Below are 14917 nucleotides of genomic sequence, written 5' to 3' on the forward strand. Positions count from 1 at the left end.
GAGTCCCGGTTCAGGCCGTGGAGGCCGGTGGCCGTGAAGGAGGCCTCCTCGGCGCGCTGCCGGGAGGTGCGGGCATGCTCGGTGCGGGCCTCGACCGACTGCTCGGCCTCGGCTCCGCGTGCGGCCGAGAGCTCCCGGTCGTAGGCCTCCACGTCCTTCTCCAGGATGCGCAGCATGGACTCGGCGTCGGCGACCAGCTCCGGCAGATCCCGTGAGACGCCCGCACGAGCCAGCGGGCCAGGGCGAACTCGGCCTCCAGATGCGCGCGGCGCAGCAGGTGCGGGTCCGGCTCGGCGGAGGTGTGCCGCGAGTACTCCGCGACCACGGCGGCGGCGAACGACGGGTCGCTGGCCCCGATCAGCCAGGCGAAGTCGTCGGCGGGATCGCCCACGTGCACGTCCGACCAGCCGGTGACGGCCGTGATCCGGTTGCCCTCCACGGTCAGGTTGTCCTCGTGGAGGTCGCCGTGGATCACGTGGGTGGAGAAGCGCCACAGCGTGCGGTCCTCCAGCGCATCCTCCCAGCGCCGCAGCAGAGCCGCGGGGATGCGTCCGGTGGTCGCTGCCTGGTCGAGCTCGCTGAGCCGGCGCCGGCGGCACTGCTCCGAGCTGTAGGCGGGCAGATCGGCGTCCATGACCATGGCGCGCGGCAGCGAGTGGATCGCGGCGATCAGCTGGCCCAGCTGCGCGGCGGCCTGCGGCACGGGCTCGGCGCTCGGGGGCTGCGGTCGCGCCGGCGGAGCGTCGGCCAGGTCCATGAGGTCGTCGATCGGCACCGGGCCACCGGGAAGGTGCGAGTACACGAACAGGCGCCGTCCGCGGTCCTCGACCGAGCCCACGATGGTGGGCATGTGGAACGGCAGCTTGGCGCGCAGCGCCGGGCTGAACGAACTGAGAACGGCGTGCTCGGAGGCCAGGCGCATGGAGGCCTCGTCGGTCAGCGAGCTGCGCACGCGCCACCGGCGCTGCGAGGCATCGACGACCACGGCGGAGCGGAAGTCGGCGTCGTCGTCGGGGAGGGGCCACACCCGCAGGTCGCAGCCCGGGGACGGCCGCGGCCGCCGCGGCCGCAAGGTGCTCCAGGGACGATGTCATGCAGGCAACCCTACAAGCGCATCCTGGTCGCTTCCCGCGCACGACGACCGCGTCCGGCCTCGCTCCACAGCGCCCTCCTGCTCAGCGGGGCCCGGGCGATCTCCACCGCTTCCCGGTGGGGGCATCGGGGCACGCGACGGGCCGCGATGCGTCGTCAGCTGCGGGCTCTACAGTGGTCGCGTGCCTACAGACCAGACCCGCGATACACCTTCCGCCCACGATCACCAGGCGCCCGGCACCTCCTCGGGGCCGGGCTTCGATCGTCTGGACCCCTCGTCCATGCTCTCCACGGAGGCGCTGGACCGGCGCGCGGTCGAGCGCGAGCGCACGGATCTGCGCCGCGGCGCCCGGCTCGTGCTCGTGATGCTCGGCGGGCGGCTTCCCCTGCACGGGGACCGCCTGGTGCTGCTGGAGCGCTCGCAGCTGCCGGAGCTTCCGGCGGATCCCGCCCGGCCGGAGGTCTTTCTGGGGGAGGTCGCCGCCGCCGCCGCGCTGCCGGACGAGGAGCATGATCCGCAGCAGCGCGTGGGAGTTACCGTGCGCGCCCTGGACGATTCCCAGTCCGCTCTGCAGGACACCACCCACGGCGTCGTCGACGAGCTCGGCCAGCAGATCGCGGCCGTCCAGGCCCAGCTCGACACCGCTGCCCCGGGACATCAGTGGCAGGGGCTGCGTCAGGCGGCCCTGTCCATGATCGGCCGGTCCCCGGAGGACGAGGCGCTGGCGGTGGCCGCTCAGGCCGCCATGGCCTGGCATCTGGACCACCCCCGCTGCCCGCGCTGCGGCGAGGTCACGGAGGTCGCGCGCTCGGGCTGGATACGCGTCTGCCCGCAGGACTCTTCCCTGCACTTCCCCCGCACCGATCCCGCGATCATCGTGGCCGTCACCGACGGCGAGCCCGGAAGCGACCAGGAGCGCCTGCTGCTGGGCCGCGCGGCGGCCTGGCCGGAGGGCCGCTTCTCCACGCTGGCTGGGTTCGTGGAGCCGGGGGAGTCGATCGATCAGGCGGTGCGCCGCGAGATCCAGGAGGAGTCCGGGGCGGACGTGGGCGATGTCCGCATCCTGGGCTCCCAGCCGTGGCCGTTCCCGCGATCGCTGATGATCGGCTGCACCGCGCGCCTGCAGGGCGGGCAGGTCGCCCCGGACGGCGAGGAGATCGCCGAGCTGCGCTGGGTGACCCGCGAGCAGCTGCGCCGCACCTCGGAGGTCGGTGAGCTGCTTCTGCCCGGGCGGATCTCCATCGCCCGCTCCCTGATCGAGCACTGGAACGGCAGCCCTCTGACGGGGGCCGAATGGTGAGCCTGGAGCACCTCGAGCGCGAGATCGTCCCGGACGCCGCCTCCGCGGCACTGTTCGCGCTGCCGGAGACCGAGCAGCTTCCTCTCGAGGAGCGCATCCTCGAAGGCCTGGATCCCGAGCAGCGCGAGGCCGCCACGGCCCTGCGCGGACCGGTGTGCCTGCTGGCCGGCGCGGGCACCGGCAAGACCCGGGCCATCACCCACCGGATCGCCTACGGGATCGCCACGGGGGTCTACACCCCCCAGAAGGTCCTGGCCCTGACCTTCACGGCCCGGGCCGCCCACGAGATGCGCGATCGCCTGCGTCTGCTGGGCGCGGAGGGCGTGCAGGCCCGGACGTTCCACTCGGCGGCCCTGCGCCAGCTGCAGTACTTCTGGCCCCAGGCCGTCGGCGGCTCCATCCCGGACCTGGTCACGCACAAGGCGCGGCTGATCGCGGAGGCGGCCGGCTCCATGCGCCTGAGCAGCGACCGCGCGGCGATCCGCGACCTGTCGGGGGAGATCGAGCGCGCCCGGGCGCTGCTGCTCGTGCCGGACATGTACCCGGATGCCATCGCCCGAGAGGCCGCGGCCGGCTCCGTCCGGGATCTGCCCGGCGGGCACAGCGCCACCACGATCCAGCGACTGTGGCAGACCTACGAGGATCTCAAGACCGACCGGAACCTGATCGACTTCGAGGACGTGCTGGCCATCATGACCGGCATCCTCGAGGAGGACCAGCGGATCGCGGCCGCTGTGCGGGCGCAGTACCAGCACTTCGTGGTCGACGAGTACCAGGATGTCTCGCCGCTGCAGCAGCGCCTCCTGGACGCCTGGCTCGGCCCGCGCGACGACCTGTGCGTGGTGGGCGATGCCTCCCAGACCATCTACTCGTTCACGGGCGCCACGTCTCGGCACCTGCTCGAGTTCCCGGCGCGCTACGAATCCGCCCGGGTGATCCGCCTGGTGCGCGACTACCGCTCCACCCCGCAGATCGTGGACACGGCCAATCGCCTGCTCAGTGCGCGTCGTGCCGGCCCGGATTCGACCGAGGGGCTGTGGGCCGAGCCCCTGCGCCTGGTGGGGCAGCGCGCCGCCGGTCCCGTCCCGGACTGGCACGAGTACCAGGACGATCAGGCAGAGGCCCAGGGCACCGCCGTGCGCATCCAGGACCTGCTCCAGGACGGCGTCCCGGCCACCGAGATCGCCGTGCTCTACCGCACCAACGGGCAGGCCCAGGCCTTCGAGACCGCACTGGCCGATGCCGGCATCGGCTTCCGGCTGCGCGGCACCGAGCAGTTCTTCCGCCGTCCGGAGGTGCGCCAGGCCATGGTGCAGATCCGCTCCGCGGCAGGGGCCGAGGCGGAGTCCGGAACCGGCGCCGTGGCCCAGCAGGTCCGGGACATGCTGCGCTCGCTGGGCTGGTCGCAGCACGCCCCGCGCACCGTGGGCAGCACGCGGGAGAAGTGGGGAGTCCATGGCGGCGCTGGTGGACATGACGGACCGCCTGGCCGCCGCGCACACCGAATCGCTCCAGGCCGCTCAGCGGGCCGGGACGGAGGGCCCCGGCCCGTTCACCCTGCGGCACGTGGCCGAGGAGCTGGGTCGTCGGGCCGTGGCCCAGGACGCGCCCCCGGTCGAGGGGGTCACCCTGGCCTCCCTGCACTCGGCCAAGGGCCTGGAGTGGGACGCTGTCTTCCTGACGGGGCTGTCGGAGGGGCTCATGCCGATCACGTTCGCCGAGACCTCGGACGAGATCGACGAGGAGCGCCGACTGCTCTACGTCGGCATCACCCGTGCCCGCGAGCAGCTGATGCTCTCGTGCTCAGCCTCGCGGACCCCGGGCGGACGCGCCAACCGGCGCCCGTCGCGCTTCCTGAAGGACCTCCTGCTCACCCGCTGAGCCGCGTCCGGCAGCCGATCCGCCGGGCGCAGTTCACACGCGGCACAGGTTGCAGGCGGATCCGGGCGGCTCGGACACGGCGGTGCGGGTGCTGAAGGGGTGCCCGGGACCGGGCAGCCACCGCCGCGGCGACTTCTGCTGCGGCGCCTCGGGGTCCAGGGCGGCGGCCAGCACCGCCTGGACGACCATTCCCGCTGCCCACGCCGTATGAGCGGGCGCCGCTGCGCGCATGGCCATCAGCGGCCCAGGCCGGTCCAGCTGCTGCGCGCCGTCCTGGTGGGCGTGCTCGGCGATCCGCTGCAGGCACTGCTGGCAGGGGCGCCGGTGCCAGGCGCCGGTCTGCTCAAGGACCGCGGCGCTGAGCCCCGCGAGCTCGGGCAGCTGCAGCACCTCCACCAGGGGCACCCCGTCCGGCAGCCTCAGATGGTCGCCGGGCACCTCGAGCCACAGCCCCTCCTGCGCGGCAGCCCGCAGCCGGGAGGACCGCAGCACCACACGGCCGGGTCGGGCGTCGGTGAGGACATCATCGGTCCAGGTCACCGGGGCTGCCAGCGCGTTGGCCGCCCGGATGCGCCGGCGCGTGCACAGGTCCCGGGGCAGTCCCACCTCGGTCGAGTCGAAGGAGCCTGCGCGGGCATCCGCCCAGGTGACCCAGCCGTCGTCGGCCACGGTGAAGCCGCGCACCCCGCACCCGGCCAGCATCACGGCCGCGGCCGCCGTGAGGGGGCTCAGGCCCAGCAGCAGCACGCGCATGTCGCACACGGCCGCGCCCAGACGCAGGTGCGTGGTGCTGGAGCGGGGCATGAGCAGCGGGTCGAGCCGTGCCGGTGCGGCGGGAACGGGGGCTGTGGGCAGCATGGGAGTCCTCTCAGCAGGCGGCCGCGCGCTCGATGGCGCACCGAGCGGATCCGGGAAGCGCCCCGGGCCTGCAGTCTGCGCGGCCTCGAGCAGTCTCGAGCGCTGTCCACAGGCGAGGATAGGTAGCCTTCGGTCCATGCCTGCCGCCCGTCGCCCCCGCCAGCACTCCGCCGATCGTCCGGACAGCGCTGCCGCTGCAGGCGCCTCCGCCGAGGCCGAGACCGGCGAGGAGCCCGAGGTCGAGGTCCGGCGCTCGCAGCGCCGCCGCCGCACGGTCTCCGCGCACTGGTCGGGGGAGCGGATCATCCTGCAGGTCCCCGCGATGATGTCGTCCCGCGAGGTCGCGCGATGGGCCGAGCAGATGACCACACGCCTGGTCGACCAGCGCGAGCGCACCCGAGCTGCCTCGAACGCGCGCGGGCGCGACGAGTACCTGATGGGCCGTGCTCGGGAGCTCTCCGTGCGCCTTCTCGGGGGCCGGGCGCAGCCGACGGACGTGGTGTGGACGTCCCGGCAGACTGCGCGCTGGGCCTCGGCCACGCCGGCCACCGGTCGGATCCGCGTCTCGGATCGCCTGCGCAGCGCCCCCGAATGGGTGCTCGACACCGTGCTGCACCACGAGCTGTGCCACCTGCTGGAGGCCGGCCACGGTCCGCAGTTCCGTCGTCTGGAGGCGCTGCACCCGGACATGGACAGGGCCCAGGCCTTCCTCGAGGGAGCGGCCTGGGCCCTGGGGGAGCCGGATCAGCGTCCGCTGTCTCCCGAGTCCGGATCGGAGTCCGGGCCGGGGCCCGACTCGGGATCCTGATCCGCGGAGGAGCCGGAGTCCTGTGCGTCGTCCTCGGACATCGACTCGCTGTCCAGGAGGTTGCGCAGGGCGGCGTCGAGCTCGTCCTCGGAGGCCGTGAGCAGCCCGCGACGGGACTCGTAGCCCTCCGGATCGTCGAGATCCTCGTCGGTGGGCAGCAGCTCGGCGGACTCCCAGAGGCCGTCGCGGTCCTCGAGGCCGCGGCGCTGCTCGACGCGCTCCCAGAAGGCGGCGGCGTCGCGCATGCGGCGCGGGCGCAGCTCGAGCCCGATCAGGGACGCGAAGGCGTGCTCGGCCGGCCCGCCCGAGGCGCGACGACGGCGGATGGTCTCCGACAGCGCAGCCGACGAAGGCAGGTTGGCGGTCGCGCGCACCGACACGACGTCGACCCAGCCCTCGATCAGCGCCAGCAGCGTCTCGAGGCGGCCCAGCACGGCCTTCTGCTCGGCGGACTGCTCGGGCACGAAGACCCCGGAGCCCAGGGCCTCCTGCACGGCGGAGGGATCCGAAGGATCGATGTCCGCGGCCAGGCCCTCGATGCGCTCCATGTCGATGTGGATCTCGCGGGAGAACCGGGTGATCAGATCGATGAGGTGGGGGCGCAGCCAGGGCGAGGCGTGGAAGAGGCGCGTGTGCACGACCTCGCGGACGGCGAGGTAGATCACGACCTCCTGAGCGGGGATGTCCAGGCCCTCGCCGAACTCCTCGACGTTGCGCGGGAGCATGGCCGGACGGTCCCCGCCCAGCGGCAGGCCGATGTCCGAGGACGAGACGACCTCGGCGGCCAGGCCGCCGATGGCCTGGCCCAGCTGCATGGCGAACATCATCCCGCCGGCACCGGCGAGCATGTTCGAGGCCCCGCCCATCATCTGGGAGACCTCCTCCGGCAGCTGCTGGGTGAGGGTGTCCGTCAGCGCCTTGGTGATCGACTCGGCCACGGGGCCGGTGATCTCCCGCCAGGTCTCGAACGTGCCCTCGACCCACTCGGAGCGCGACCACGCAGCCGGCTGCAGCGGAGCCTGCCCGAAGCTCGTGTGGTCCTCGACCCACAGCTGCGCGAGCTGGACGGCGTCGTCGACGACCTTGCGCTGGGCATCGGTCACGGACGGATCCCCGCCGGCCGAGACGACCCGGCGGGCATGGTCCTTGGCGGCCTGCCAGTTGACGGGGCCGTCCTGGCCAGCGCCCGAGAACATGGACTGCACCTGCGCGAACATGGCCTGCATGGCGGCGGGATCGGTCGGCATGCCCATCTTCTGCAGGTCCTCCTGGGACATCCCGGACTGCCCCAGGAACTGCTGGAACATCTGCTGGAAGGGGTCCTGGCCCTGACCCTCGCGGTCGTCGTCGCCGTTCGGTGACTGGGAGCTCATGGTCCTGGTCCTGTTCTGAAGATCGATGGCTGCGTGTGCGGCATCGGCGCCGCCCCGGTCGGGCTGCGTCCGGCGGTCTGCCGCCGGCCCTCGTGCGCTGGGCACGCGGGCGTCGTCGTCCCAGCGTAGCGACGCCGACTCGGCCGCGGCCCGCCGTTCGCTGGAAGCATGTCGGGGCGCGTCGGACTAGGATCGGTCGGTGCCGCTCGTCGAGTGCGAGCAGCCCCGTCCCGCCGGTGCCCGAGAAGATCCCGAGGTCCTGATCCCCGTGTCCCGCCCCCGACTCCGCCCCGGCCTGGAAGGCGGATCGCTGATCGCGGCTGGTGCGCTGCTGATCGTGTGCGCCTGGGCCCCCACCCCGTACGTGGTCGAGCGGCCGGGGCCCACATTCGACATCGCCGGCGAGGTCGGCGAGCAGCCGATCATGACGATCGACGGGGCCGAGACCTTTCCCACCGACTCGCAGCTCGACTTCTCGACCGTCTACGTGGTCGGCGGGCCGGGCTCGAGCCCCCGGGTGCTCGAGACCATGATCTCGTGGGCGGATCCGGGGATGGCGGTCGTGCCGCTGGAGGTCATGTACCCGCCGGCGACCACGCAGGAGGAGGTCACCGACTCCGGCACCGCAGCCATGGAGTCCTCGCAGGACATGGCGATCGCCGCCGGGCTCAACGACCTCGACTACGACTACGAGACCTCCCTGAGCGTCTCCGCGATCGAGCCCGGAGTGCCCGCGGAGTCGTCCCTGCGGGTCGGCGACCAGCTGCTCGAGCTCGACGGCGAGCCCATCGCCTCGTTCGAGTCCCTGCGCGACGACCTCCTGGCCATGCCGGATGACACGGCCCAGCTCACGGTGCTGCGCGACGGCGCCCGGACCGACGTCTCCGTCGAGACGATCGACGAGGGCCACGGCCGTCAGCTCGGCGTCTACCTGGACCGCGAGTTCGACTTCCCCTTCGAGGTCGACTTCGGCCTGGAGGACGTGGGCGGTCCGAGCGCCGGGATGATGCTCTCGCTGAGCCTGATCGACCAGCTCACCGAGGGCTCGCTGGCAGGAGACCACCACGTGGTCGGCACCGGGACCATCGACGCCGAGGGCGACGTCGGCCCGATCGGCGGCATCCGGCAGAAGATGATCGGAGCCTCGCAGGCCGGGGCGGATCTCTTCCTGGCGCCGGTCGAGAACTGCGACGAGGTGCGCGGCCACACCCCGGACGGCCTGCCCGTCGTCGCCGTGGACACCCTCGACGAGGCCGAGGAGGCCCTGGCCGTCCTGGCCGATGACGGCGATCTGTCCGCCCTGCCCAGCTGCGGGGACGCGCAGGGCTGAGCACGGGCAGCTCTTCCGGTTCCCAGAGGATTCACCGACTTTGCCCATACGCTCGTCAGGGCCGACAATGGAGGCGGTGCCCCGTCTGTCGTCGGAGCGCCTGACATCTTCGACCATCCCGCTCGAGCTGCGCTGACCAGCGCGTCATCCGGGACCGGCTCGAACGCTCCTACCCCCAGGGAAGGCCCAGGATCTCGTGACCGCTGGACCGGCAGAACCGCCCCGCCCGCCGAAGGGCCCCGCAGGCAGCACTCCCGCTGGAGACGGGCCCGCGGCTCGTCAGTCCCGGCGCAACGGAGCCCTGCTGCCGACCGTCATCATCGTGGTGGCGCTGATCGCCGCGTTCGTCGCCTTCACGCAGGTGTACACGGAGATCCTGTGGTTCGACCAGCTCGGGTACCTGAACGTGTTCGCCACGCAGAACATCGTCCGCGCGGGGCTGTTCCTGGTGGCCGCGGCGCTGGTGGCTGCTCTGCTGTGGCTCTCCATGCGCGTGGCCTACCGCAGCCGGCCGATCACCGCGGCCGACGCCACGGATGACAACCTGCGGCGCTACCAGCAGGCCTTCGAGCCCGTGCGCCGGATCGCCATGATCGCGGTGCCCGTGCTGTTCGGGCTGTTCACGGCCTCCACGATCGCCTCCCAGTGGGAGACCGTGCTGCTGTTCTTCCACCAGGTCCCTTTCGGGCAGGACGACCCCGAGTTCGGCATGGACCTGGCCTTCTGGGTCTTCACCCTGCCGTTCCTGCAGCTGCTGATCGGCTTCCTGACCTCCACGCTGCTGCTGTGCGGCATCGCGGCGCTGCTGGTCCACTACCTCTACGGCGCCATCCGCCTCTCCGAGCGCGGACTGAGCTTCAGCCGCGCGGCCCGCGTGCAGCTGGCCGTCACGGCCGCCGCCTTCCTGGTGCTGCAGGGCGTGAACTTCTGGCTGGACCGCTACGCCACTCTGCAGAACACCGGCGGCAGCTGGACCGGCGCCATGTACACGGACGTCAACGCCGTGATCCCGGTGCGCGGGATCCTGGCCGCTGCTGCGCTTGTCGTCGCCGCGCTGTTCGTCGCCTCGGCCGTCATGGGCCGCTGGCGCCTGCCCATGATCGGCACGGCCATGCTCGTGATCGTCGCCGTGGTCGCAGGCGGGATCTACCCGTCGCTCGTGCAGCGCTTCCAGGTCCTGCCCTCCGAGCAGCAGATGGAGGACGAGTACATCCAGCGCAACATCGACGGCACTCGCGCCGCCTTCGGCCTGGATCAGACCGAGACGCAGGCCTACGACGCGACCACGCAGACGCAGGAGGGCGCGCTGGCCGACTACGAGGAGACCACGTCCAACATCCGTCTGCTCGACCCGAACGTCGTCTCCCCGGCCTTCGCGCAGCTGCAGCAGTTCCGCCCGTACTACTCCTTCCCCTCCACCCTGAACGTGGACCGCTACGAGATCGACGGCCAGGTCCAGGACACCGTTCTGGCCGCCCGCGAGCTCAACCAGGGCGAGACCGACGGCTGGTACAACCAGCACGTCGTCTACACGCACGGCTACGGCCTGATCGCAGCCTTCGGCGACCGCGTGGAGGCCGACGGCTCCCCGTCGTTCATCCAGGGCGGCATCATGGCCGGCGGCGAGATCTCGGAGGACTACGAGCCGCGGATCTACTTCGGCGAGCAGTCTCCCGAGTACTCGATCGTCGGCGGTGCGGAGGAGGACCCGAACCTCGAGCTGGATCGCCCGTCGACCTCGGACGACGAGGAGGACGACGTCCGCACCACGTTCTCCGGCGAGGGCGGCCCCAACGTGGGCAACCCCCTGAACCGGCTGTCCTACGCCATCAAGTTCCAGTCCACGGACCTGATGTTCTCGGATGCCGTGCGGCCCGATTCGCAGGTCCTGTTCGATCGCACCCCGCGCGAGCGCGTCGAGAAGGTCGCCCCGTACCTCACGGTGGACGGCAACCCGTACCCGGCCATCGTGGACGGGCGCGTCAAGTGGATCGTGGACGCCTACACGACCTCGGACGCCTACCCGTACTCCACGCCCATGGAGCTCGACGACGCGACCGAGGACACCGCGACCGCCGAGGGCGCCTCCGCGGCGCTGCCCAGCGAGCAGGCGAACTACATGCGCAACTCGGTCAAGGCGACCGTCGATGCGTACGACGGCTCCGTGGACCTGTACGCCTGGGACGAGGAGGATCCCGTGCTGAAGGCCTGGCAGGGCATCTTCCCGACCTCGTACAAGCCGTACTCGGAGATGTCGGCCGAGCTGATGGAGCACGTGCGCTACCCGGAGGACATCTTCAAGGTCCAGCGCGAGCTGCTCAACCGGTACCACGTCACCGATGCGGGCTCGTTCTACGCCGGCGACGACGTCTGGTCGATCCCGAACGACCCCACGACCGACGCCGCCGCGGCCATCCCGCCGTACTACCTCTCCATGCAGATGCCGGAGGAGTCGGAGGCCAGCTTCCAGCTGACCACCCCGTTCATCCCGCAGCAGAACGAGGGGGAGAACTCCCGCAACGTGCTCTACGGCTACCTGGCCGCCAACGGCGATGCCGGCACCGGCGAGGACGGCGTGAAGTCGGACGAGTACGGAGACCTGAAGCTGCTCGAGCTGCCCCGCAGCTCCGTGGTCCCGGGACCGGGCCAGGCGCAGAACAACTTCAACTCGAACACCGAGGTCTCCTCCGCCCTGAACCTGCTGCGCCAGGGCGGCTCCGAGGTGATCAACGGCAACATGCTGGCCCTGCCGGTCAACGACGGCATGATGTACATCCAGCCCGTCTACGTCCGCTCCTCGGGCGAGTCCGGCTATCCCACTCTGCGGCGCGTGCTGGTCAGCTTCGGCGAGGAGGTCGGATTCGCTCCCACGCTCGACGAGGCCCTGGACCAGGTCTTCGGCGGCGATTCGGGCGCTCAGACGACCGACGGCGCGGGCGTCACCGAGGCCGAGGCCGCCGAGGCGGCGGAGGGCCAGGACGGCGAGCAGCCGGCCGAGGAGGAGCAGCCCGCCGATGGCGAGACCACCGCCCGAGCGGCGGCACCGACCTGGACTCGGCGCTGTCGGATGCGGCCGATGCCATGGAGGACTCGCAGACGGCCATGGAGGAGGGCGACTGGGCCGCCTACGGCGAGGCTCAGGACCGTCTCGACGACGCCCTGGGGCGGGCCATGACGGCCGAGGGCATCGACCCCAGCGCCTCGCCGGGTCCCACGGATCCGAACGCAGATCAGTGATCGGGCAGCCGGTCGGCTGCTGAGGCGCAGGAGGGCCCCGTCGGGAAGGCGTGCACCGCACGACCCCGACGGGGCCCTCCTGCGTCTGCGGGTGAGGCAGTCGGCGACAGGCTGGTGGACGGGCCGTGAACGCCGGGCGACCCTCGGTTTGCGAAGGCTCGGGGAAGTGCGTATAGTCTTTCTCTGTCGCCGCGGGGTGGAGCAGTTCGGTAGCTCGCTGGGCTCATAACCCAGAGGTCGCAAGTTCAAATCTTGCCCCCGCAACCACGTAGTGAAGAAGACCCCCGGAACCGTCGGTTCCGGGGGTCTTCTGCTGTGCCCGGACCCTGTGCCCACCTTGAACCCCGCATGGACCCACCTTGAGACTCGCATCGGCAGCGAGGAGTCGCTTGTGCAGGGCTTGATCCTGCCGATGCCCTGCACAAGCGACTCCTCGCTGCCGCGGACGGCAGGGGAGAGCGGGGCCTGCCCGTCAGGGGGCTCGGCCCGGCGAAAGGGCCCCCTCGTCAGGGCCCTCGCGCGCCGATCGGCCGCGGACAGACCGACGGCCGGTCCGCGGCCCCGTGTCTCGGGGGAGCGGGCCGGCCGTCGGGTCCAGCGGGCTCAGTGCTCGATCTCGCCGATCTGCTGGGGCGCGGGCAGGCTGGAGAGGTGATCGGTGGTGCGCCCGGCCTTGAGGGCGGCGAACCGGGCCTCGACCTCGGACTCCTGGCTGAGATCCTCCAGTGACTCGAACTGGGCGTCCAGGCTGGAGGCGGCGAGCTCCTGCTGGCCCATCACGCGGGCCTCCTCACGGCGGATCTTGTCCTCGAAACGCGAGACCTCGGATGTGGGATCCATGACGTCGAAGGCCTTGAGCGCATCCTGGACCTGCGACTGCGCCTGCACGGTCTTCTGCCGGGCATTGAGCTCATCGCGCTTGTTCGACAGCTCCTGGAGCTTGCCGTGCATCTTGTTCAGACCGTCCTTGAGGCGGTTGACGACCTCGGTCTGCGCCTGGATCTGCGGCTCGGCCGCGCGCGCCTCGGACTCGTGCTGCATCTGGCGCTGGATGGCGACCTTGGTCAGGTTGTCGAACTTCTCGGCCTCGCCGCTCTGGCCGCTGCTGCGGAACTGATCCGCCCGGCTCGAGGCCGCCAGGGCCTTGGAGCCCCACTCCTGGGCCTCGCGCACGTCCTCGTCGTGATCCTGCTCCAGCATCCGCAGCTGTCCGATGGTCTGGGCGACGGCGGCCTCCGCCTCGCGGATGTTCTCCGTGTAGTCGCGCACCATCTGATCGAGCATCTTCTGCGGATCCTCGGCCTGGTCGATCAGCGCATTGATGTTGGCGCGGGTGAGCTGGGCGATGCGCCCGAAGATGGACTGCTTGGACATGTCGGTTCCTCCTGTGGATGGGGAGCTGATGGTGCTGGGAATCTGATGGTCGGTGCGGCCTGCTGGTCAAGAGTGCTGAGAGGGAGTCTGTCTGAGAGTTCGGGCGGAGCCCTCAGAACCTCCCGCCAGAGCTGCGACGTCCGCCGCCTCCGCCGGAGCGGCGCCCGCCGCCTCCGAAGGAGCCCCCGCTCGAACGGCGTCGTCCCCCTCCGCCTCCGAAGGACCCGCCGCCGAACCCTCCTCCGCCGAAGCCTCCGCTGAACCCGCCGTTGAAGCCTCCGCCGCTGAATCCGCCGGAGCCGCGGGCGCGAGCCGTCCATGACCTCGTCGACGATCGAGCCCAGGAGGATGCCGCCGAGCGCGGCCCCTCCGTAGCTGCCGGATCCGGGGGAGCGGCGGTGGGAGAAGTCGAGAGAGTCGGTGTGGGCGCCGTCCAGGGCCTGCTGGGCGTGGTGCTCGGCCTGCTGCGCCGCATCGAGAGCGGCCTGCGCATCGGACTGGGCGAGCTCCTGCGCGCGCTCCAGATAGCTCTGGGCGTTGGCGAGCCGGGTGCGGGCCTCGTGGCCGATGCCGCCGCGGTTGCCCCAGATGTAGCGCTCGGCGGCCTGCACTCTGGTTCGGGCCGAGTCGATGGCCTGGTTGAGCCGCCCGCGAAGCGCTCGGTCCTGCTCGGCGGCGGTGCGCAGCCCTCCCAGCGTGCGATCGAGCTGATCCCGGGAGAGATCCAGGCGGTGCTGCAGCTCGACGGGGTCGATGCGCTGGTCCTTCAGCTGCTGGTCGATGGTCCCGAGTACGGAGCGCACCCCGGCCGCGGCGGCCGCCAGATCCGGCCGGGAGCCATCGCCCGCATAGGACTCGGCCTCGGCGATGTCGCGCTGGGCAAGGGCCATGGCATCGCGCAGACCGGTCTCCGCCGCGCTCAGCCCGTCCGCGGCCTCCCGGATCGAGCGCAGCACTCGGCGGCCTGGCCGGCGCCCTCCTCGCCGGCGCGCAGCCGCACGACGGCGCTCGAGCGGTCGTCGCTGTGGGCGGCCTCCTCGGCCGCTGCCGCCATGTCGTCCGCGAAGCGCGGGCGCTCGCGGCCTGGCCGAGGTCCTCGCGCAGCGGCTGCAGCGCCGAGTCCGCGTAGCGGGTGCTGAGCTGGTCGATGTGGGCGGCGGCGGCGTCGAGCTCCGGACAGACGCGCTGCGATTCCTCCTTCAGCTGGGCGAGGGCCTCGGGAAGACGGGTCTCCAGCTGCCGCAGCCCGGCGAAGGCCTCCTTCTGCTCCTCGAGAGGCCGCTGCGCATCCCGCGTGCGGCCGATGATCTCCGTGAGCCAGGAGCGCTGGTCGTCCTCGGTGTCCGGGATGTGGTCGTCGAGCTGCTGCTGCAGCGCGAAGCAGGCCCGCATGTGCTCCTTGGCCTGCCGGATCGCCTCCTCGAAGGGGGCGACCTGCGCCTGGCTGTACTGCAGACGGGCGAACTCGAGCTCCTGCTCCGAGTGCTGGATCGCGTTGTCGGCGGCGACGATCTGCTCCCCGGCGCGGACGCGCAGCTCCTTGATCGGGACATCGGCGAACTCGCCGTAGCGCGATTGGCGGGCCTCGCCCTGCTGCTGACGCTGGCCGGCGCGCTGCCTGTTCACTCGCCGGGCCACGCGAAGGACGAACGGGACGAAGATC

At 71.7% G+C, this 14917-nt stretch carries 9 protein-coding genes, 1 tRNA gene and 1 pseudogene; 7 read left to right on the top strand and 4 right to left on the bottom strand.

All coding sequences use genetic code 11. The features are described 5' to 3' along the window. Window positions 1-10: 10 nt before the first annotated feature. The gene (locus tag OVA15_RS01535) at window positions 11-1027 is read right to left on the bottom strand and encodes a macrolide 2'-phosphotransferase (RefSeq protein WP_268142652.1); all 1017 of its coding nucleotides are present in this window, start codon (window positions 1025-1027) and stop codon (window positions 11-13) included. A gap of 247 nt (window positions 1028-1274) precedes the next feature. Between OVA15_RS01535 and nudC the strand changes: the two genes are divergently transcribed. Then, window positions 1275-2393: an NAD(+) diphosphatase gene (nudC, locus tag OVA15_RS01540; RefSeq protein ID WP_268142654.1), complete on the top strand. Its 1119-nt coding sequence runs from the start codon at window positions 1275-1277 to the stop codon at window positions 2391-2393. Next, window positions 2387-4274, top strand: a pseudogene (locus OVA15_RS01545) (ATP-dependent helicase). Before nudC ends, OVA15_RS01545 begins: the two are co-directional and overlap by 7 nt. A 33-nt stretch (window positions 4275-4307) precedes the next feature. Here OVA15_RS01545 and OVA15_RS01550 read toward each other — a convergent pair. Further along, window positions 4308-5132, bottom strand: a complete 825-nt coding sequence (locus OVA15_RS01550) for a hypothetical protein (RefSeq protein ID WP_268142656.1) — start codon at window positions 5130-5132, stop codon at window positions 4308-4310. 136 nt (window positions 5133-5268) lie between these two features. Here OVA15_RS01550 and OVA15_RS01555 point away from each other — a divergent pair, with 136 nt between their 5' ends. Continuing rightward, entirely contained in the window at window positions 5269-5940 is a 672-nt protein-coding gene (locus tag OVA15_RS01555; protein ID WP_268142658.1) for a M48 metallopeptidase family protein, read from the top strand. Here the strand turns inward: OVA15_RS01555 and OVA15_RS01560 are convergent. Continuing rightward, a complete protein-coding gene (locus tag OVA15_RS01560; protein WP_268142660.1) occupies window positions 5877-7313 on the bottom strand; it encodes a zinc-dependent metalloprotease in 1437 nt (478 codons plus the stop codon). The two genes, OVA15_RS01555 and OVA15_RS01560, sit on opposite strands and share 64 nt — an antisense overlap. Window positions 7314-7512: 199 nt before the next feature. Between OVA15_RS01560 and OVA15_RS01565 the strand changes: the two genes are divergently transcribed. The 3 genes from OVA15_RS01565 to OVA15_RS01575 all read left to right on the top strand — a co-directional run bounded on the left by OVA15_RS01565 (window position 7513) and on the right by OVA15_RS01575 (window position 12147). Then, window positions 7513-8643: a YlbL family protein gene (locus tag OVA15_RS01565; RefSeq protein WP_268142662.1), complete on the top strand. Its 1131-nt coding sequence runs from the start codon at window positions 7513-7515 to the stop codon at window positions 8641-8643. 196 nt (window positions 8644-8839) lie between these two features. Next, the gene (locus tag OVA15_RS01570; protein ID WP_442786715.1) at window positions 8840-11818 is read left to right on the top strand and encodes a UPF0182 family membrane protein; all 2979 of its coding nucleotides are present in this window, start codon (window positions 8840-8842) and stop codon (window positions 11816-11818) included. Window positions 11819-12070: 252 nt separating this feature from the next. Continuing rightward, a tRNA-Met gene (locus OVA15_RS01575) sits at window positions 12071-12147 on the top strand. 336 nt (window positions 12148-12483) lie between these two features. Here OVA15_RS01575 and OVA15_RS01580 read toward each other — a convergent pair. Beyond that, window positions 12484-13254, bottom strand: a complete 771-nt coding sequence (locus OVA15_RS01580; RefSeq protein WP_053447084.1) for a PspA/IM30 family protein — start codon at window positions 13252-13254, stop codon at window positions 12484-12486. A gap of 398 nt (window positions 13255-13652) precedes the next feature. Here OVA15_RS01580 and OVA15_RS01585 point away from each other — a divergent pair, with 398 nt between their 5' ends. After that, window positions 13653-14393 carry a hypothetical protein gene (locus OVA15_RS01585; RefSeq protein ID WP_268142664.1) on the top strand — a complete coding sequence of 247 codons (741 nt, stop codon included), beginning with the start codon at window positions 13653-13655 and terminating at the stop codon, window positions 14391-14393. The last annotated feature ends 524 nt before the right edge of the window (window positions 14394-14917 follow it).

It is taken from the genome of Kocuria sp. SL71 (assembly GCF_026672465.1).
In the GTDB taxonomy this organism is placed as follows: Bacteria; Actinomycetota; Actinomycetes; order Actinomycetales; family Micrococcaceae; genus Kocuria; species Kocuria palustris.

Bases quoted from the DNA above. Each gene is read 5' to 3' on its own strand.
- OVA15_RS01550 (WP_268142656.1), bottom strand. From the start codon at position 5,132: ATGCTGCCCACAGCCCCCGTTCCCGCCGCACCGGCACGGCTCGACCCG.
- OVA15_RS01555 (WP_268142658.1), top strand. From the start codon at position 5,269: ATGCCTGCCGCCCGTCGCCCCCGCCAGCACTCCGCCGATCGTCCGGAC.
- OVA15_RS01560 (WP_268142660.1), bottom strand. From the start codon at position 7,313: ATGAGCTCCCAGTCACCGAACGGCGACGACGACCGCGAGGGTCAGGGC.
- OVA15_RS01580 (WP_053447084.1), bottom strand. From the start codon at position 13,254: ATGTCCAAGCAGTCCATCTTCGGGCGCATCGCCCAGCTCACCCGCGCC.